Source organism: Tumebacillus sp. BK434, from assembly GCF_004340785.1.
Lineage (GTDB): Bacteria > Bacillota > Bacilli > Tumebacillales > Tumebacillaceae > Tumebacillus_A.
Genome location: NZ_SLXS01000001.1, coordinates 1126949 through 1145358 on the forward strand (window position 1 = coordinate 1126949; position 18410 = coordinate 1145358).

Here is an 18410-nt window from a genome sequence, read left to right on the forward strand (position 1 = left end):
ATTTTAATGGGGATTGAAGAAAAAATTACCATTGGGGGATGGGTGTAGTTATGCTGAATGAACAGGGCAAAGGTCTCTCCGGGAAAGAGACCGCCGAACAAAAGCTTGCGGCTACGGGGGTAACGCAAGCATCTGACAGCTTGAAAAGTTTCTTTGCCAAACACTGGCAGTCTCCGCTGCCGGTCTTGGAAATGTCGACCGATTTCTCTCGCGCACAAAAGAAAGCCACAGAGCTTCGCGAATGCGAAAGCTCGCTGTCTGTTGAGCTCACCGAGAAGCTTCGACTACTCGCAGACTCGACGCAAACTTCGCTCTCCTCGATCCTGCTGTCCGCGTATACGGTGCTTTTGCAACGCTACAGCCGCGCCGAAGAATTGCTGATCGGCGTGCACAGCTCCGCATTGACGGAGACGAGCGAAGAACGGAACTTCCTTTTGCCGCTCCGTTTAAATTTTTCGCAAAACTCCGATTTCTCGGAAGTGCTGGCCGAGGTCAACCTCGCCGCACTCGTCGCGCAAACCTGCGAGGTCGAACAGCTGCTCGAAGAGCATGCCGCTCTGAACGCAGAGTTGAAACACGCAGCGTTTCCGGCTTGTTTTGCCATGGAAAACGGCAAGCGCAAAGGCCATATCCGCGCTTTGAAAAAAGTGGGCGTCGAAATCGGACTCACCTTGAAAAACAGTGAAACCGATCTGCGCGTGTCCTTTACGTATGATGGCGGGCTGTACGAATCGAGCACGATCAAACGGATGATGAACAACTTCCAGACGCTGCTGACCTCGATCACCGAAGCGCCGAAAACTTTGGTTTCCGAGCTGCACATGCTGTCCGAAGAAGAGCTCCAACTGCTCGCTTCCTTCAACGATACGGAAGCCTTTTTCCCGTCCGACAAAACGATCGTCAACGTCTTTGAAGAGCAGGTCCTGCGCACGCCGCACAACATCGCGGTGCGCTACCAGGACGAGGAACTGACCTATGCCCAGCTGAACGAAAAAGCGAACCAGATGGCGCATGCGCTGCGAGCTTGCGGCTGCGACCGCGAATCGATTATCGCGATCATGGTCAACCGCTCGATTGAGATGATCATTAGCGTTTTGGGCGTTCTGAAAGCCGGCGGCGCATATTTGCCGATCGACCCGGATGCACCCCAGGCGCGCATTGACTACCTGCTCGAAGATTCGAACGCGTTGCTCATCATCACGAAGGACTTCCTGCTCGACAAGCTCTCCGGCTTTAACGGCGAAGTCTTCTCACTGGACAAGGAAATGCCTGTCGTCGGAACGTATCCGGCAAAGCCGGTCGCTTCCGAACTCACCCCGGACGACCTGGCATACGTCATCTACACATCCGGTTCCACCGGCAAGCCGAAAGGGACGATGCTTCATCACCGCGGCCTGTGCAACCTGGCCGTTGCGCAAGGCGAGTTTTTCGAGCTTCACGAACAAAGCCGTGTGCTGCAGTTCATCTCGCTGGCGTTCGACCCGTCTGTCATGGAGATCTTCTTCACCTTGACCCGCGGCGCGACGCTGATCATGGCTCCTTCGCACGAACTGAAAAACGCGGAAGCCCTGACCGACCTGCTGGAGCGCGAACAGATCACTTTCTTCGTGACCACGCCTTCCATGCTCAGCCAACTGCCGCTGGAAGCCGGCCCGAATCTGGAAGTGATCGTCACCGGCGGTGACGCTTGTCCGGTACCGCTCGCAGAACTGTGGTCCAAGCGCGTTCATTACATCAACAACTACGGTCCGACGGAAACAACTGTCAGTGCAACCGGCTGGTCTTCCCGTTCCAAGCAAGGCAGCATGCCCAATCCTTTGCCGATTGGCCGCGCTTTGCAGAACACCGAAGTGTACCTGCTTGACAATCATTTGAATTTAGTGCCGATCGGCGCGAACGGTGAACTTTACATCGGCGGTGCAGGCGTAGCGCGCGGATATTTCAGACGCCCGGAGCTGACCGCAGAAAAGTTCATCGACAACCCGTTCCGCCCCGGCGAAAGAATGTACAAGACGGGCGACCTGGGCCGCATGCTGCCGGACGGGAACATCGAGTTCCAAGGCCGCATCGACAACCAGGTCAAGATCCGCGGCTACCGCATCGAACTCGGTGAGATCGAAGCCGCCCTGCTGATGCATCCGCAGGTCAAAGAAGGCATCGTCGTCGCCAGCGTCGACCCGATCGGTCAAAAGCGTCTGGTGGCGTACATCGTCACCGAACTGCCGCTGCGTCCGGCAGAAGTTCAAGCGTTCTTAGCTGAGACATTATCCGATTATATGGTTCCGGCACACGTGATCAACATTCCGTCGATTCCGGTTACAATCAACGGGAAGATCGATCACCGGGCGCTTCCGTCTCCGGAAGAGGTCAACACCGGCGGCGAAGAGCTGTATGTTGCACCGCAAAATGACGTGCAGCGCCTGATCGCAGAAGTCTGGCAAGAAATCCTCGGCGTGAAGCAAGTCGGCATCCATGACAACTTCTTTGCCATGGGCGGCCATTCGCTGAACATCCTGCCGTGCCTTGTAAAATTGAAACCGTACTATCCTACGCTGACGATCCAGGATTTTTATAAACACCCGACCGTCGCAGAGCTTGAGCTGCGCATCGCACAGGATGCCGCTTGCGAAATCGCTTTGACCCACTTTGAACAGCTGCTCGTGCAAACGGCGGAAGGCGCGGCTGCAGGCAAGAAAAAAGCGGCCAGCCGCTTGAAGCTGCAAAAGCCGAACGTCGTCTTCCTGACCGGTGCGACCGGATACCTCGGCTCGCACATCCTGCACGACCTGCTCAAAGACACTGATGCTCACATCTACTGCCTTGTCCGTCCGTCCAAAGACGTCACCCCGCAAGAGCGCCTGCTCGAAACGGTCGACTGCTACTTTGGTCCGACGCTGGCAGAGGAAGCAAAAGACCGCGTCACCGCCCTTGCCGGCGACCTGACCCAGGAAGGCCTCGGCCTTTCCGATGCGGAGCGCGACCTCGTGTATGCACAGGCGGACGCCGTGATTCACTGCGGCGCTGACGTGCGCTACTACGGCGACGAAGCTCACTTCGATCAGGTCAACGTCCGCTCGACCGAGCAGTTGCTCGACATCGCGCGCAGACGCGAAGGCGTGCGCTTCCACTATGTTTCCACGTTGAGCATCATGGGTCCGTCCGATGCGGACGGCCAGGAGTATGTGGTGACCGAAAGTGACTTCGACCGCGGCCAGACCTTCCACAACCTCTATTGCGAGAGCAAGTTCCGTGCGGAAAAGCTCGTTCGCGAGGCGATGAAGCAAGGGGTGTTGTGCACCGTCTACCGCGTCGGCAACCTCGTCGGCCATTCGGTGACCGGCCGCTTCCAGCGCAACATCGAGACCAACGCTTTCTACCAATGGATGAAAGCGACCTTGATGCTGGAAACGACCCCATTCGATCCGAACTACGTCGACATGACGCCGGTCAACTACTGCTCGAAAGCGCTCGTTCACTCTGTCATGCGCAAGGATACGATTTCTCAGACCCTGCATTTGTGCAATCCGAAGCAAATCAAAACGGAGACGTTTATCTCGGTGCTCCAAGGCCTCGGCTACAGCATCCTGACCATGGACACGCAAGACTACATGTGGTGGCTGTTCCAGGACAACGACTCTCCGAAACATCATGAAGCACTGCAGCTGATCTTCGCTCATTTCAATGAGCTGAACACCGAAGACCCGGTGATGAAGATCACCTGCAAAGCTACGCAAAAATTGCTTGCCGGATCAAACATCGTTTGCCCGGAACCGGATCGCGATCTGATCTATGTCATTCTTAAACATGCGATCAAAGTAGGCTATCTGCCCGCTTCCAAGCACTGGGCGCTCCTCGAGACCCTCGAAGCGAAGAAACAGGCAGCTGCGTACACGCAGGCCAAAGCCGCGAAAAAAGCGGAAAAAGAGCTGCAGTTCGTGTAAAGCCTCGATCAACCGTAACCGAAACACCCGGTTTTTCACCGGGTTGTTTCGGTTTTTTTATGAATTATTTCGCAGAAATTCAACAATATATTGCACGGGTATTACCTGATAACTAATATTCCTGCCCGTTTAGACTAAAAATAGTTTTTGAAGTTTTATTGGTTATCAGGTAATATACTACTATTAGTAAAAACTTGAACTTCTAGGACTAGAAGTATACTTTAGGGAAGGATAAAGCGACGTTGACGTAGAACTTTCAGTACTATCGAACTATTTATCATGTTAAGGCGGTGTATGTGCATGTTTAAAAGATTTTCCTTTTTTCAGAAAAATCTTTTGCTCTCAGCCATTTTTACCTTCTTAGTCGGCATCATCCTGATTGCAGCCTCCTACTACTTTGAAGGCAAGGTCATCACCGAGACCCTCTCCCAGCAAGGCAAGGGCTTGGGCAACCTGATCGCGAACAGCTTTGATCCGGATTTGGTCAAGAAGGCCGAAACCGAGTTGGATGTCAACGCAGAATCGCAAAAAGAACTTGTCGCACAGCTGGACAAGATCTCGAAATACAACACGAACGTCGCACAAGGGTATCTGTTCGAAGGGAAGCTGAACGAAAACAACATGTTCAAATCGATCACCAACCCGTCTTCCCTGATCGAAGTCGGCGCCGTGCCGGGCGCTGAGATGGAACCTTTCCCCTCCTACGTCGCTGCGGTGGAACGAGCAAACGCGACGAAGGAGCCGGCGACCACCGAAATCTATGATGACCAGTTTGGCACTTGGTTCACCGTCATCACGCCGGTGCTTGACTCTTCCGGCAACGTCGTAGCGATGTTTGCGGTCGACATGAGCGCAACGATCATCCGCGAATCGCAACTCTCGATGGTGATGCGTCTGGCAGCCGCGCTGGTCGTGCTGTTCCTGATCATCCTCGCCGTCCAGTTCTTCTTCCTGAAGCGCATGCTGAACCCGATCAAAGACCTGTCCAACGCAGTGGATGAAGTTGGCGCGGGCAACTTGAACGTGGAACTCGATGTGAAGAGCCAGGATGAGATCGGCGTCGTCGCAGCCGGCTTCAACGAGATGGTGAAGAAGATTCGCAACATGATGAAAGAGATCGAATCGGCGACCGGCCAGCTCGTCACGACGTTTACGCAGGTAGCTGCCGTTTCTGACAACTCCAAAGGCCAGGCGGAGCACGTGCTGCGTTCCCTGCAGGAGATCTCCACGACGACCGAATACCTCGCTTCTGAAGCGGAGCGCGGGAACAGCCAGCTGTGGGACATCAACGCGAAGATCGGCGAAATCCTCGAGCATACGTCCGAAGCGCACAGCTCGATCGCGAAATGTGTGGACGAATCGGCGCAAGGGATCGACATCGTGGAAGGGCTCAAGCAAAAGTCTTCGCAGACGGAAGCGATCACTTTGGGTCTCGGCCAGAAGATCTACTCGCTCGAAGAGCGTACCCGCCGCATCAACTCCCTGCTCTCGAGCATTCAGGACGTTGCCGAACAGACCGGTTTGCTCTCCCTGAACGCTTCCATCGAAGCAGCGCGCGCAGGCGAACATGGCCGCGGCTTCTCCGTCGTCGCTGACGAGATCCGCAAGCTGTCGGCGAACACCAAGCAAGCCTCGCAGGAGATCGATGAGCTCTTGAGCGACATCTCCCGCGACATCGTCTCGACCGGTCAGGAAATGCGCATCGCGGAAGATTCACTCCGTGAGCAGACCAACCAGGTTGAAGACACGATCCAAAGCTTCTACCACATCCGCAACAACGTGCAAGCGGTCGCATCGTCCGTGCAAAAGGTCACCCAGACGATCCAAGTCGTCGAGCAGAGCAAAGAGTCCCTGCTCTCAACGGTCGAATCGGTCTCCTCGATGTCCGAACAAACGGCTGCATCGGTCGAGCTGATCCAACAGAACTTCACGGAACAGCTCAAGTCGATCTACTCGCTCAACGACTCCAACCAAGCGCTCCAGGAGCAGGCAAACCGCCTTGCCAGCCAGCTGATCCGCACCGAAGACGAAGCTGAAGGCAGCGAGAACGAAACTCCGCAAAACCAGGGCTAATGCCCCTACTAAAAAAGCAACCTCGCCAATCGGCAAGGTTGCTTTTTTCATGCTCGCTTAGTACATCGTGTCCGTACGGAACGCGTGATTGTCGCTGGGATCGCTTTCCGGCCCGGCTTGGAGCTTCTTGGCGAAGTCATCGGTTGGCCACTCGACGGTGACCTCGAAGACTTCGGTGAACGCTTTGACCCAGCGCAGCTTCATCTCCTGCATATCCGGGGCCTGGCCGAGCAGACGGTACAGGGAGGTCACGCCATACTCCGTGATGCCGCAGGGAACGATGTAGTCGAAATGGGACAGATCCGGACGAATGTTGAAGGCGAACCCGTGGGACGTGATAAAGCCTTTGTGGGCGGTGTCACGGTTCGCTTTCACGCCGATGGCACAGATCTTCTCATCCCCGACCCAGGCGCCCGTCATGCCCTCTTTTCGGCCGCCTGTGACACCGAAATCGGCGAGGACCCGAATGATCACCTCTTCTAACATCCGCACATAGTGGCGCACATCATTTTTCCACGGCTCCAGATGCAGGATCGGATAGCCGACCAGCTGACCCGGCCCGTGATAAGTGACATCGCCGCCGCGGTCGACGTCGAACATCGTGATCCCGAGCTGCTCCCGCTGCTCCGGCGTCACCAGCACGTTCTCCGCCCCGCCGGAGCGGCCGACGGTGAACACCGGCGCGTGCTCGAGCAGCAGGATCGTATTGCCAAGCTTCCCCTCCAGCATCGCCCGCACCGCCTGCTTCTGCAGGTCGAATGCCGGGCCGTACTCGATCTTCCCGAGGTCATAGACCTGACAATGCGGTTTCATCCTCTTCGCCTCCTTACAAAAAGGCCACAGCAGACGCTGTGACCCTGTGCATTACGCGTTTTCTTTAAACTTTTGATCTGCCGACTGGGCTTGCTCATGCGCATGATAGGAACTGCGCACCAGCGGACCCGACTCGACATGCTTGAAGCCGCGCTTCAGCGCCTCTTCTTTCAAAGCGGCGAACTCATCCGGCGTCCAGTATTTTTTAACTGGCAGATGTTTCTTCGTCGGCTGCAAGTATTGTCCCATCGTCATGATATCCACATCGACAGCCCGCAAGTCATCCATCACCTGAATGATCTCTTCCCACGTTTCACCGTGGCCGAGCATCAGCGACGACTTGGTCGGGATCTGCGGTTTGTACTCTTTGGCGAAGCGCAGCACTTCCAGCGTGCGGTCATACGTCGCTTTGGCGCGCACTCTCGGCGTCAAGCGGCGTACCGTCTCGATGTTGTGGTTGAAGATGTCCGGCTCCGCATCGAGCAGCACCTTCAAAGCTTCGTATTGGCCGCCCATATCGGACGGGAGCACTTCCACCGTGCACAGCGGCATCCGGCGGCGGATCGCCCGCACCGTCTCCGCAAACACGGAAGCACCGTGATCTTTCAGGTCGTCGCGGGCAACCGAGGTTACCACGGCATGGCGCAGCTTCATGATCTCTGCCGAGTCGGCCACGCGCTCCGGCTCCTGCAGGTCCAGCTCCGACGGAAGGCCCGTCTTCACTGCGCAGAACCCGCAGGCGCGGGTGCAGATATCACCGAGGATCATAAAGGTCGCCGTCCGGTTCTCCCAGCATTCATAGATGTTCGGGCAACGTGCTTCTTCACAGACGGTGTGGAGCGTATTTCCCCGCAACAGATCTTTCAGTTCCGTGAAGTTGGGGCCTGTGCGCAGCTGGATCTTCAGCCAATCCGGCCGGCGCAACGGGCGCTCCTCCTCCGTCTTTGGGGAATTGTCCAGAACGTTCAGTTCTTCCACGCTGACACACCTCTTTCCTCAAATCTTAGTACAGGTTCGGCTCGACGTACGACTCGATGCGTTTCTTGACCGCTTGCAGGAAGCGGCCGCAAACCAGACCGTCGAGAACACGGTGGTCAAGCGACATGCACATGTTCATCATCGAACGGATCGCAAACGAATCATCCGGCATAACAACCGGGCGCTTGACGATCGCTTCCATCGACAGGATCGCCGCCTGCGGAGCGTTGATGATCGGCATCGACTGGATCGAGCCGAAGGAACCTGTGTTGTTGACGGTGAACGTGCCGCCCGACATGTCGTCCGGCGTCAGTTTGCCCGCCCGCGCGCGTTTCGCCAGATCGTTGATCGCATGGGACAGGCCGAGAACACTCAGGCGATCCGCATTTTTAATGACCGGCACGAACAGCGCGTCTTCTGTCGCTACTGCAATCGAGATGTTGATGTCTTTTTTAATAATAATCTTATCATCCTGCCATGTCGAGTTGATAATCGGGAACTCTTTGAGCGACTCGACGACCGCTTTGATGAAGAACGGCAGGAAGGTCAGGGACACGCCCTCTTTTGCTTTGAACGCGTCTTTGTTTTTGTCGCGGAACTTGGAGAGCGTCGTGACATCCGCTTCCATCATCGTCCACGCGTGCGGCGCGTTGTGCTTCGACTCCAGCATGCGGCGGGCGATCGTCTTGCGGATGCCCGATGCTTCGATCACGGTGTCGCCGTCTGCAGCTTGATAAGCCGCTTTCGGAGCTGCCGCAACCGGAGCGGATGCTGCTGCCGGTGCGCCTTGTGCGCCGATCTCGGTCAGGCCGGTCGCCGGCTTGGTCGGTGCTGCCACGGAGGAGAGGTCTTCTTCCGTCTTGGTCAGGTGCGGTGCTGCTGCAGCGCCGCCGCCTTCTACGAAGGCCAGCACGTCTTTGCGCGTGATGCGGCCGCCGGTACCGGTGCCGGTGATCTGGCTGGCATCGAGGTTGTGCTCTTGGATCAGGCGCAGAACGGCCGGCGAGAAGCGCGCGCCGCCCTCACCGCGCTGCGGGGCTGCCGGAGCTTGAGCCGCCTGCGGAACAGCTGCTGCTGCCGCGCTCGGCGCTGCGGCCGGAGCCGCTTCCGCCTTGGGAGCAGCAGCCGGAGCCGGCGCTGCGCCTTCTTCTGCGATCACGGCGATCGGCGTGCCAACCGCGACGGTCGATCCTTCCGGAACGAGGATTTCGGTCAAGGTGCCGACAAACTCGGACGGCACCTCTGCGTTTACTTTATCGGTGATGACTTCTGCGATCGAGTCATACTTGTTGATTTTGTCGCCTGGTTGTTTGAGCCACTTGGCAATGGTGCCTTCCGTAACGGACTCGCCAAGCTGGGGCATCAAGATCGTTGCCATGGAGAAGTCCTCCCTTAGTACGAATTAGAATTTGGCCAGTTCACGAATCGCGTCTGCAATTTTAGCAGGGCTCAGCATGAAGAACTTCTCTTGCGGCGGGGAGTACGGCATCGCCGGAACGTCCGGACCGCACAGGCGCTGAATCGGAGCGTCGAGGTCGAACAGCGCTTCTTCGGCGATGATCGCCGAGATCTCGCCGCCCACGCCGCCAAATTTGCTGTCTTCGTGCACGATCAGCACTTTGCCGGTCTTCTTGGTCGCTTCGAGGATCGCTTCACGGTCGATCGGCTTAATCGTGCGCAGGTCGAGGATGTGTGTGGAGATGCCTTCTTGGGCGAGGGTCTCCGCCGCTTCCAGCGCGTAGTGCACCATCAGCCCGTAGGTGATGACGGTGACATCGTGGCCTTCGCGCTTGACGTCCGCCTTGCCGATCTCGATCGTGTACTGCTCTTCCGGCACCTCGCCTTTGATCAGGCGGTAGCAGCGCTTGTGCTCGAAGAACAGCACCGGGTCGTTGTCGCGCATCGCAGCGGTCAGCAGTCCCTTCACATCATACGGAGTGGACGGCATGACGATCTTCAAGCCCGGAACATGGTGGAACAAAGCTTCTACCGACTGGGAGTGGTACAGCGCGCCGTGCACGCCGCCGCCGTACGGCGCACGGATCGTCATCGGCACGGTCCAGTCCGACTTGGTGCGGTAGCGGATGCGCGCCGCTTCGGAGACGATCTGGTTGTACGCCGGGAAGATGAAGTCGGCGAACTGAATTTCCGCAACCGGACGCATGCCGACCATCGCCGCGCCGATCGAAACGCCGACGATCGCCGACTCGGACAGCGGAGAGTCGATGACGCGATCTTCGCCGTATTTTTCGATCAAGCCCGCAGTGGCTCGGAATACACCGCCGCGCACGCCTACGTCTTCACCGAGGATAAAAATCGAGGAGTCGCGCTCCATCTCCTGATCGAGCGCTTCCGTTACTGCTTCGATATATGATTTAATCGCCATGTCTGCGCGTACCTCCTATTGTTCTTCGTAGACGTGCGTAAGCGCGTCTTCCGGCGCAAAGAACGGCTCTTTTTCTGCCGCTTCGGTGCCTTCGTTGACTTCACGCATTACGCGGTCGTTCATCTCTTTTTCTTTCTCTTCGGTCAGAACGCCCTTGTCGCGGAGATATTGCGCAAACGTGATCAGCGGGTCTTGCTTCTTCGCTGCTTCCACTTCTTCACGGCTTCTGTATGCTCTGTCATCGTCGTCCGAGGAGTGCGGCACGAGACGGTAGGTGCGCGCTTCGATCATCGTCGGTCCTTCGCCGTTGCGGCCGCGCTCAGCAGCTTCTTTGCAGTATTTGTACACTTCCAGCACGTCGTTGCCGTCGATCTGGAAGCCCGGCATGCCGTAGCCGATCGCGCGGTCTGCCGTGTTGTGGTTGCCGAGCTGCTTGGAGAGCGGAACGGAGATCGCATAGCCGTTGTTCTCGATGTAGAAGATGCACGGCAGCTTGTGCACAGCTGCAAAGTTGCACGCTTCATGGAAATCGCCTTGGTTGGAGGAGCCTTCACCGGTCGAGGTGTAAGCGACGCTCTTCTCACCGCGCATCTTCGCGGCCAGAGCAGCGCCGACTGCGTGCGGGAACTGCGTGGTGACCGGGGAGGAGCCGGAGAGGGTGCGGTACTTGCGACCGCCGAAGTGGCCCGGCATTTGACGGCCGCGGGAGTTGACATCCCCCGGCTTCGCGAACGCCGACATCATGACTTCGGTCGGCGTTTGCCCAAACACGAGCACGCAGCCGAGGTCGCGGTAGTACGGAGCCAGATAGTCGGTCTCTTTGTCGAGGGCGTACGCAGCGCCGACTTGCGCTGCTTCCTGGCCCTGGCAGGAGATAACAAACGGGATCTTGCCGGCGCGGTTCAGCAGCCAGAAGCGCTCGTCAAGCTTTCTGGCGAGCAGCATGTAATAGTACAGCTCAAGGACCTGCTCTTCAGACAAGCCCAGTTCTTTGTAATCGTACTTGGACATCGAGGACAACCTCCCTAGAAATGAATCGCTTTGCCGTCGACGGCGAGCGCTGCTTCACCGATCGCTTCCGACAGGGTCGGGTGCGGGTGAATCGCGGCGCCGATCTCCCACGGAGTCGCGTCGAGGAACTGCGCCAGGCTCGCTTCGGAAATCATGTCGGTCGCATTTTGGCCGATGATATGTACGCCGAGCAGGTCGTTCGTCTTCGCATCTGCGATCATTTTGACAAAACCGTCAAATTCGCCGTTGACCAGCGCTTTGCCGATGCCGCGGAACGGGAATTTGCCGACTTTGATCTCGCGGCCTTCTTCGCGCAGTTCCGCTTCCGTGTAGCCAAGCGAAGCGATCTCCGGACGGGTATATGTACAGCGCGGGATCATCTTGTAGTCGATCGGATGCGGATGCTCGCCTGCGATCACTTCCATCGCATGAATGCCTTCGTGGGCGGCGATATGCGCCAATTGCGGCGTGTTGATCACGTCGCCGATCGCAAAGATGTTCTTTTCTTTCGTGCGGTAGTGCTCGTCGACTTGGATCGTTCCGCGGTCGACGACGATCTCCGTCGCTTCCAGGCCGATGTTGTCAACGTTGGACGCGCGGCCAACCGAGACGAGAATCTTGTCGGCGGTGAAAGTCTGGATCTCTTCTTTGTCGGTGCCGACATGGACGGCAGCCGAGATCGAGACCTGTTCCCCTTCGATCTTCACGCTGTCCGCTTTCACGCCGGTCGAGGTGTGGATCTTGATCTTCGTCTTGCGGCGGCCGAACAGCTTGGCCAGCTCCGCCGACACGTCCGCATCTTCGAGCGGCAGGATGCGCGGCGCGTACTCGATCATCGTCACTTCCACGCCGAAGTCGGACAGCATCGACGCCCACTCGCAGCCGATGACGCCAGCCCCGACGATGATCACCGATTTCGGAAGCTCTTCCATCTCCAAAGCTTCGTCGGAGGTGATGACGTATTTGCCGTCGATCTCCAGACCCGGCAGCGACTTCGGACGGGAGCCGGTCGCGATCACAACGTTGCGCGGTGCGATGATCTCCGCTTCGCCGTTCGCGCGCTCGACGGAGACGGCGCCTGCGGTCGGCGAGAAGATCGACGGGCCCATCACGCGGCCGAGGCCTTCGATGACTTCCACGTTGTTTTTCTTGAGCAGGCTCTGCACGCCTTTGTGCAGGTTGTTGATGATCTTTTCTTTGCGGGCCATGACATTGCCGAAGTCGAGCGACACGGAGCCCTCGACGGCAACGCCAAACTCTTTCGACTTTTGCACAGTCGCCATCATGTCAGCGCTCTTGAGCAGCGCCTTGGACGGGATGCAGCCGCGGTGCAGGCAGGTGCCACCCACCTTTTCCTTTTCGACCACTGCCACTTTCAGTCCGAGCTGGGCAGCACGAATGGCGGCTACATAGCCGCCCGTGCCCCCGCCCAGGACCACAACATCGTATTGTTCAGACATTGAATCCTTGGCTCCTTCCACTGGTGAGAATCGTTGTACGGAGAATGTTACTTCGACAGCAGGGAACGCTCAGTCTTCAGGAAGGTCGAACGGGTGTTTTTCAGTTGGTTGATGCGGTCTTCCGCCATGCGGTCAGCCGCTTTGTAGGTCGGGATGTTGTCGCGCTTGGAGATCTCGAAGATCGTGGAGATGATGTTGTAGATGTTTTCGACTTTCTTGCGCGCCAGGTTCTCGTTGTAACCTTCGAGTTCGACCGCCACGTTGATCAGGCCGCCCGCGTTGATGACGTAGTCCGGAGCGTAGAAGATGCCCATCTCGTGGATCTGGTCGCCGTGGCGCTCTTCTTTCAGCTGGTTGTTCGAAGAGCCTGCGATCACTTTGCACTTGAACTGCGGGATCGTCTCATCGTTGATGATCGCACCCAGCGCGCACGGTGCGAAGATGTCGCACTCGACGCCGAAGATGTCGTTCGGTGCGACCACTTCTGCGCCGAACTCGCGGACGACGCGGTCGATCGAGTCTTGGTTGATGTCGGTGACGATCAGCTTCGCGCCCGCTTCGTGCAGGTGTTTGCACAGGTAGTAGCCGACATTGCCGACGCCTTGCACCGCAACGGTCTTGCCGCTTACGTCATCGGAGCCGAACGCTGCTTTCGCTGCAGCTTGCAGGCCGCGGAAGACGCCGAGCGCCGTCATCGGGGACGGGTTGCCGGAGGATCCGTACTCGACAGACACGCCGGTTACGTATTCGGTTTCCATGTGGATGTAGTTCATGTCCGCTTCGGTGGTGCCAACGTCTTCAGCGGTGATGTAACGGCCGTTCAGGGACTCGACGTAGCGGCCGAGGGCACGGAACAGCGCTTCCGATTTGTCGGTCTTCGGGTTGCCGATCAGAACGGTCTTGCCGCCGCCAAGGTTGAGGCCGGCAGCAGCAGCCTTATAAGTCATACCGCGTGCCAGACGCAGCGCATCTTCGATCGCCATCTCTTCCGTTTCATAGGTCCACATGCGGGTGCCGCCAAGCGCCGGCCCCAAGGTGGTATCGTGAATCGCGATGATTGCCTTCAGTCCGGATGCTTCGTCATGACAGAACACCACTTGTTCGTAGTCATATTTCTCCATATATTCAAAAATTTTCACGATAGTTCCCCCTCCGAGAGTTAAGAAGTCTGTTTTCTGAATGTTAAGATAAGGTCTTAGCAGCACCCCATACCCATGAAACAGAATACCATAAGTGCAGGCTGCAGTGGAAGCGAAAGGCAGTTAGGGATAGCATCTGCTACACTTCCGTTAACTATGTCCAGTTTTGCCAAAAGAAAATTGGTCGGGAAACTGTCCACGCCAATTTTCTATATGCAAGGTTCATGCCAACTTTTTTGAAAGCGGTTCCGAAACACGATGGCAAAACGCTACACAGGCAGAAAAAAATACTTTCCCCCTGTAAAGCGCCTCTGTAGAGCACCTGTGAAGTTCGCGATGCTTTGCAAACTTTTGCAGGGAGTGCGCAAATTTTAGCAAGCAATAACTTGCGCAAGCCTGCCAAACACACAATCCTATTTCACTGTAACCCATATTTGTCCAACTTATAATACAAGCTGCGCACGGCGATCCCCAAAAGTTTCGCCGCTTCCGTCTTGTTGCCTTTGGTCTGCCCAAGCGCTCGTTCGATGTGCAGGCGCTCCGCCTCGCCGACCACCTCATCCAGCGGCCGCACTTCCCCCGCTTCCGCAGGTGGGGACTGCTCGGCGCCCCGCTCCGTCGCGGTGCCCCCGACCAGATTCTGACCCGGATTCTCGCCCGGCAGGATCAGATGGTAGGGCTCGATCACCGTCTCGGCAAAACGCATGTTGATCATGGCTCGTCCGATCGCGTTTTCCAGTTCGCGCACATTGCCCGGCCACGAATAGTTCTGCATCTTGAGCAGCGTCTGCGGGGAGATGCGCTCGACACTGCGCCCGTACTCCTGGTTGTACTTTTGGATCAGGCGCTGCGCAAACGCCGCCAAGTCGACCTTGCGGATGCGCAGCGGCGGGATGATGATCGGCAGGACGTTCAGGCGGTAATACAGGTCTTCACGGAACTGTCCCTGCTGCATCGCCCGCTCCAGATTGACGTTGGTCGCCGCGATCACGCGGACATCGACGGTGGTCGCCTTGGCGCCGCCAACGCGCAGGATCTCCTTTTCCTGCAGCACGCGCAGGATCTTCGCCTGCATGCTCATCGACAGCTCGCCGATCTCGTCGAGGAAGATCGTGCCGCCCGACGCTTCCTCGAACAGGCCTTTCTTGCCGCCGCGCTTCGCACCGGTAAACGCGCCTTCCTCATAGCCGAACAACTCCGACTCGAGCAGGCTCTCCGAGATCGCCGCGCAGTTAACGCGGATGAACTGATTGTATTTGCGCTCGCTGTCGTTGTGAATGGCGTGGGCGAACAGCTCCTTCCCCGTCCCCGATTCGCCGCGCAACAGCACCGTAGCGGGCGTCTGAGCGGCTTTGTGGGCTTGTTCGATCGCCATCACCATCTCGTTCGATGTGCCAATGATGTCATCAAAGGTATATTTCGCTTCCAGCTTTCTTATGAGTTGCTTGGCCTGATTTAGTTCGTCGGTCAGCTTTTTGATCTCCGAGATGTCGTGAATGATGCCGACCGATCCTTTCAGCACGCCGTCCACTTCGATCGGCGCGACGTTGACCAGCACTTCGCGCTTTTTCGCACCGACTTTCAGTCCGACGCCCCGCACCGGCTTGCGCGTGGTCAGCACTTTCATGTGCATCGATTCCCCTTCGGCGATGTCCGCTTCGGCCGGCTTCCCGATGATGTCCCCTTCGGTCAGCCCGGTCAGGCGGGTGTAAGCCGGGTTGATCATGATCCCCCGCCCCTCCGCATCGACGACGGAGATCGCATCCTGGGTCGAGTTGATGATCGCCTGCAGCAGCTCTTGGATCTCTTTGAGGTTGGTCACCTCTTCGGCCAGCTGCTGCACTTCGGTGATGTCCCGGAACACCGCCACCGCGCCGACGACCTGTCCGGTCTCGTCGCGCACCGGCACGCGGTTGGTGATGATCCGCGACTTGCCGAACTGCTGCAGCTGGTTCAGCTCCGGCTCGCCGCTCTGCAGCACGACATGCAGGCGCGAGTTCGGCACCGCTTCGCTCGCCATCCGCCCGATCATCGCTTGGGCGGGAATGCCGGTCAAGCGCTCCGCCGCCGTGTTGTACAGCGCGATCACGCCTTCCGCATTGATTGCGATCATCGCGTCATGCGTGGAGTTGAGCACGATGTCCAGCTCCGAGCGCGACACTTTCAACTGGTGGATCAGAGCTTCTTTTTCCAGCATCAAGTGCATCATCAACGATGCGATCGCGCCCGGCACGAGCGTCGTATGCTTCCCTTTCAGCTCATTGATCAACCGGTTGACGCCCGGGTCGCCCGTCGCTTCGATCACCACATCGACCTGCTCATCCAAAAAATCTGCAAACTGCACTCCGGTCGCGATCCCGAGCTCCCGGCCCAAGGCCAGCCCCGGCGCGGAGGCCTCGATGTCGACGATGCCGATCACCTGTACTTTCGCCAGATCTTGAAACGCTTTGAGCAGCGCCGTTCCCCCACGGCCCGCTCCGACGATCAAAATGTTGATCATGGTTGCCATCCCCACCTTGTCTTAGATTCTGTCTTTTTATGTCAGTCTGCAAAAAATGTCTTGCAAACGTTTGCAGGCGTGAAAAAAATTGCACACTCCGAACGCTTTCGACAAGCGAAAGCGGAAATCCTGCAACCAACTCTTTCCCCTCGCGTATAGCAAAGGGAGGCCGCTTTGCACGTTCTTGTGAACGTCTGCCCGGTACGGTATAGTTAACATGAATCTACCGGCAAGTTTGAAAGGACGAGACCCTATGTTGAAAAAAATGATCGTCTGGGCGATCTTACTTGGCATTTTCCTCATCGCCGGCTACGGGCTGAACCTGATCCGCATCGCGATCGTCGACAAGATGGCGCACCCGGACGCGGTGATCTGGTGGCGCGTGCTGCTCGGCGGCGTGCTGATGACCGGCGGGATCGGCTTTCTCGGCGGCTTTGTGTTCTACCGCGACAGCAAGCGCGGCAAAGTCAAGCCTCCCGCTTGGAAAACGAAGTAAAGTTTTGAAGGAGGCGTGTTCCCGATGAACAAGCAAGTCTTTCTGATCGCGCTCACCGCAGCGTTTGTGGCGGCCGGATGTTCTGTGAACGTCGACCAGGATGCGCTGACGCAAAAAGCGAACGAGCTGAAACAGCAGGCCCAAGAGACTTTGAACCAGTTGCAGCAAGACTCGCAGCTGACGCAAAAGCTGATGGATGCGGCCCATGTCGGCCAGACGGAAGTCAACAGCTTCCTGAGCGATCTGATGCAGGACCCGACCACGCAGCAGGCGATCGATCAGCTCGGCTATGATGTGGTGATCGGGATCATCCAGCAGCAGGTGATGGAGAACAACGGCGTGATCGAAGGCTCCGTGCTGAACATGATCCGGCAAGAGCTGGAGAACCGCATGGGACAATAATTTTATGAACGTAAAAACCGGCACGCTCCCGCTTCCTGGGAGGTGCCGGTTTTGTTTTATGGCGCCAGACCGCTCTGCACCGCTTGCCAGAACGATTCATCCTCCAGCCCCATGCGCCAGACCGAGACGCCGCCGAGGTTGTAGCGTGTGGTCAGCTTGGTTTTGGCGATGATCGACTTGCCGTTTTCATACCAGACGGTGTGCGCCGAGCCGTCGGCCGCCTTGTAGGTGAAATACGGGGACTGTTTGACCGCATCCCACTGCGGCGCCGCGCCGGTCGTCGCGAGCAGGCTCGGAATGCCTTTCCAGGTCACCGCTTTGCCTGTGCCAGCCGTCGTGTTCCAGTCGTAGCCGTAGGCTGGCAGCCCGATGAGAATCTTCGTGGACGGGATCTGCGACACAGCATAGCGGACGACGCTTTCCACCCACGGATAGCCTGCGACCGAGCCGGGCGCACCCCACGGGCCGTTTTCGTCATACGTCATGAGCTGCACCTGGTCGGCCGCCTGGCCGATCGCCGCATAGTCAAACGCGCCAAACCAGTTCGACGTTGGGTAGTCGGACGTCTTGGCGGCCATCGACACGACCAGCTGCTTACCGTTCGCGTGCAGGGCCGCCGCCAACTCAGTGACAAACGACGTGTACAGCGGCCGGTCGGACGGCAGCATGTTTTCAAAATCGACGTTCAGACCGGCAAAACCGTGCGCTGTGACCAGCGTCACGGCGTTGCTGACCGTCTTTTGCCGCAGCTTCGGGTCGGCGAGCACAGTGTGCGCCAAGTCTTTGTCAAAGCCGCCTTCCGTCTCGTTGGTCAGAGCGGCATACGCCCCGATGTTTTTCGACGCCGCGAGCTGCAAGCCGTCTGTCGCCGCCGTGCCGGAGATGTCGCCGGTCGCTGTGGCCTGGAAGGTCATCATCGAGACTTGATGGAGGTACGAACTTGATGCGGAAAGCGAATGATACGAATGTTGATCCCCCGAGTGGTAGACGGTGTAATAACCGAGCACCGTCTTGGCCGCCTGTATGGGCACTGCTGCCGGAGCCGGTTCGGTCACCGGCGGCGGAGGCTGCTGTTTTTTCTTCGCATCCGTTCCAGTATCGTTCAGCGTATAGATCAGGGTGAGCACGAGCGAGACGATGGCGAACAACGCGATACCGCGCCAAGTTGCGCTTTTCTTTTTCATGCGATCCCCTTCCTAGATAAGCAGATT

General features: G+C 57.6%; 13 protein-coding genes. 4 read left to right on the forward strand and 9 right to left on the reverse strand.

The window, feature by feature from the left end; all coding sequences use genetic code 11:
• The first annotated feature begins 50 nt into the window (after positions 1-50).
• Positions 51-3941 carry a non-ribosomal peptide synthetase family protein gene (locus EV586_RS03960; protein WP_165898217.1) on the forward strand — a complete coding sequence of 1297 codons (3891 nt, stop codon included), beginning with the start codon at positions 51-53 and terminating at the stop codon, positions 3939-3941.
• A gap of 300 nt (positions 3942-4241) precedes the next feature.
• The gene (locus EV586_RS03965; protein ID WP_165898218.1) at positions 4242-6014 is read left to right on the forward strand and encodes a methyl-accepting chemotaxis protein; all 1773 of its coding nucleotides are present in this window, start codon (positions 4242-4244) and stop codon (positions 6012-6014) included.
• A 57-nt stretch (positions 6015-6071) separates the two neighbouring features.
• On the opposite strand, the gene lipB is transcribed toward EV586_RS03965, so the two are convergent.
• From lipB to EV586_RS04005, 8 genes are all read right to left on the reverse strand, one after another.
• Positions 6072-6827 carry a lipoyl(octanoyl) transferase LipB gene (gene lipB, locus EV586_RS03970; protein ID WP_132943749.1) on the reverse strand — a complete coding sequence of 252 codons (756 nt, stop codon included), beginning with the start codon at positions 6825-6827 and terminating at the stop codon, positions 6072-6074.
• 51 nt (positions 6828-6878) lie between these two features.
• Positions 6879-7805, reverse strand: a complete 927-nt coding sequence (gene lipA, locus EV586_RS03975) for a lipoyl synthase (protein ID WP_132943750.1) — start codon at positions 7803-7805, stop codon at positions 6879-6881.
• Between the two features lie 25 nt (positions 7806-7830).
• Complete coding sequence (locus EV586_RS03980; protein ID WP_132943751.1) at positions 7831-9183, reverse strand: dihydrolipoamide acetyltransferase family protein; 1353 nt, start codon at positions 9181-9183, stop codon at positions 7831-7833.
• Positions 9184-9207: 24 nt separating this feature from the next.
• Positions 9208-10191 (reverse strand): alpha-ketoacid dehydrogenase subunit beta, encoded by a 984-nt coding sequence (locus EV586_RS03985; protein WP_132943752.1) that lies wholly within the window; start codon positions 10189-10191, stop codon positions 9208-9210.
• A gap of 15 nt (positions 10192-10206) precedes the next feature.
• Positions 10207-11202, reverse strand: a complete 996-nt coding sequence (locus tag EV586_RS03990; protein WP_132943753.1) for a thiamine pyrophosphate-dependent dehydrogenase E1 component subunit alpha — start codon at positions 11200-11202, stop codon at positions 10207-10209.
• Between the two features lie 14 nt (positions 11203-11216).
• Complete coding sequence (lpdA, locus tag EV586_RS03995) at positions 11217-12662, reverse strand: dihydrolipoyl dehydrogenase (RefSeq protein ID WP_132943754.1); 1446 nt, start codon at positions 12660-12662, stop codon at positions 11217-11219.
• Positions 12663-12709: 47 nt separating this feature from the next.
• A complete protein-coding gene (locus EV586_RS04000) occupies positions 12710-13783 on the reverse strand; it encodes a Leu/Phe/Val dehydrogenase (protein ID WP_132943875.1) in 1074 nt (357 codons plus the stop codon).
• Between the two features lie 436 nt (positions 13784-14219).
• A complete protein-coding gene (locus EV586_RS04005; protein WP_132943755.1) occupies positions 14220-16301 on the reverse strand; it encodes a sigma 54-interacting transcriptional regulator in 2082 nt (693 codons plus the stop codon).
• Between the two features lie 253 nt (positions 16302-16554).
• Between EV586_RS04005 and EV586_RS04010 the strand changes: the two genes are divergently transcribed.
• Complete coding sequence (locus EV586_RS04010) at positions 16555-16797, forward strand: DUF2627 family protein (RefSeq protein WP_165898219.1); 243 nt, start codon at positions 16555-16557, stop codon at positions 16795-16797.
• 24 nt (positions 16798-16821) lie between these two features.
• Positions 16822-17199, forward strand: a complete 378-nt coding sequence (locus EV586_RS04015) for a hypothetical protein (protein ID WP_132943757.1) — start codon at positions 16822-16824, stop codon at positions 17197-17199.
• A gap of 56 nt (positions 17200-17255) precedes the next feature.
• On the opposite strand, the gene EV586_RS04020 is transcribed toward EV586_RS04015, so the two are convergent.
• Positions 17256-18383 (reverse strand): glycosyl hydrolase family 18 protein, encoded by a 1128-nt coding sequence (locus EV586_RS04020; RefSeq protein ID WP_132943758.1) that lies wholly within the window; start codon positions 18381-18383, stop codon positions 17256-17258.
• Positions 18384-18410: the final 27 nt, after the last annotated feature.

Excerpts from the sequence above, each read along its gene's own strand:
- EV586_RS03960 (WP_165898217.1), top strand. The coding sequence starts at position 51 with ATGCTGAATGAACAGGGCAAAGGTCTCTCCGGGAAAGAGACCGCCGAA.
- EV586_RS03965 (WP_165898218.1), top strand. The coding sequence starts at position 4,242 with ATGTTTAAAAGATTTTCCTTTTTTCAGAAAAATCTTTTGCTCTCAGCC.
- lipB (WP_132943749.1), bottom strand. The coding sequence starts at position 6,827 with ATGAAACCGCATTGTCAGGTCTATGACCTCGGGAAGATCGAGTACGGC.
- EV586_RS03980 (WP_132943751.1), bottom strand. The coding sequence starts at position 9,183 with ATGGCAACGATCTTGATGCCCCAGCTTGGCGAGTCCGTTACGGAAGGC.
- EV586_RS03985 (WP_132943752.1), bottom strand. The coding sequence starts at position 10,191 with ATGGCGATTAAATCATATATCGAAGCAGTAACGGAAGCGCTCGATCAG.
- EV586_RS03990 (WP_132943753.1), bottom strand. The coding sequence starts at position 11,202 with ATGTCCAAGTACGATTACAAAGAACTGGGCTTGTCTGAAGAGCAGGTC.
- lpdA (WP_132943754.1), bottom strand. The coding sequence starts at position 12,662 with ATGTCTGAACAATACGATGTTGTGGTCCTGGGCGGGGGCACGGGCGGC.
- EV586_RS04000 (WP_132943875.1), bottom strand. The coding sequence starts at position 13,783 with ATGGAGAAATATGACTACGAACAAGTGGTGTTCTGTCATGACGAAGCA.
- EV586_RS04005 (WP_132943755.1), bottom strand. The coding sequence starts at position 16,301 with ATGATCAACATTTTGATCGTCGGAGCGGGCCGTGGGGGAACGGCGCTG.
- EV586_RS04010 (WP_165898219.1), top strand. The coding sequence starts at position 16,555 with ATGTTGAAAAAAATGATCGTCTGGGCGATCTTACTTGGCATTTTCCTC.
- EV586_RS04015 (WP_132943757.1), top strand. The coding sequence starts at position 16,822 with ATGAACAAGCAAGTCTTTCTGATCGCGCTCACCGCAGCGTTTGTGGCG.
- EV586_RS04020 (WP_132943758.1), bottom strand. The coding sequence starts at position 18,383 with ATGAAAAAGAAAAGCGCAACTTGGCGCGGTATCGCGTTGTTCGCCATC.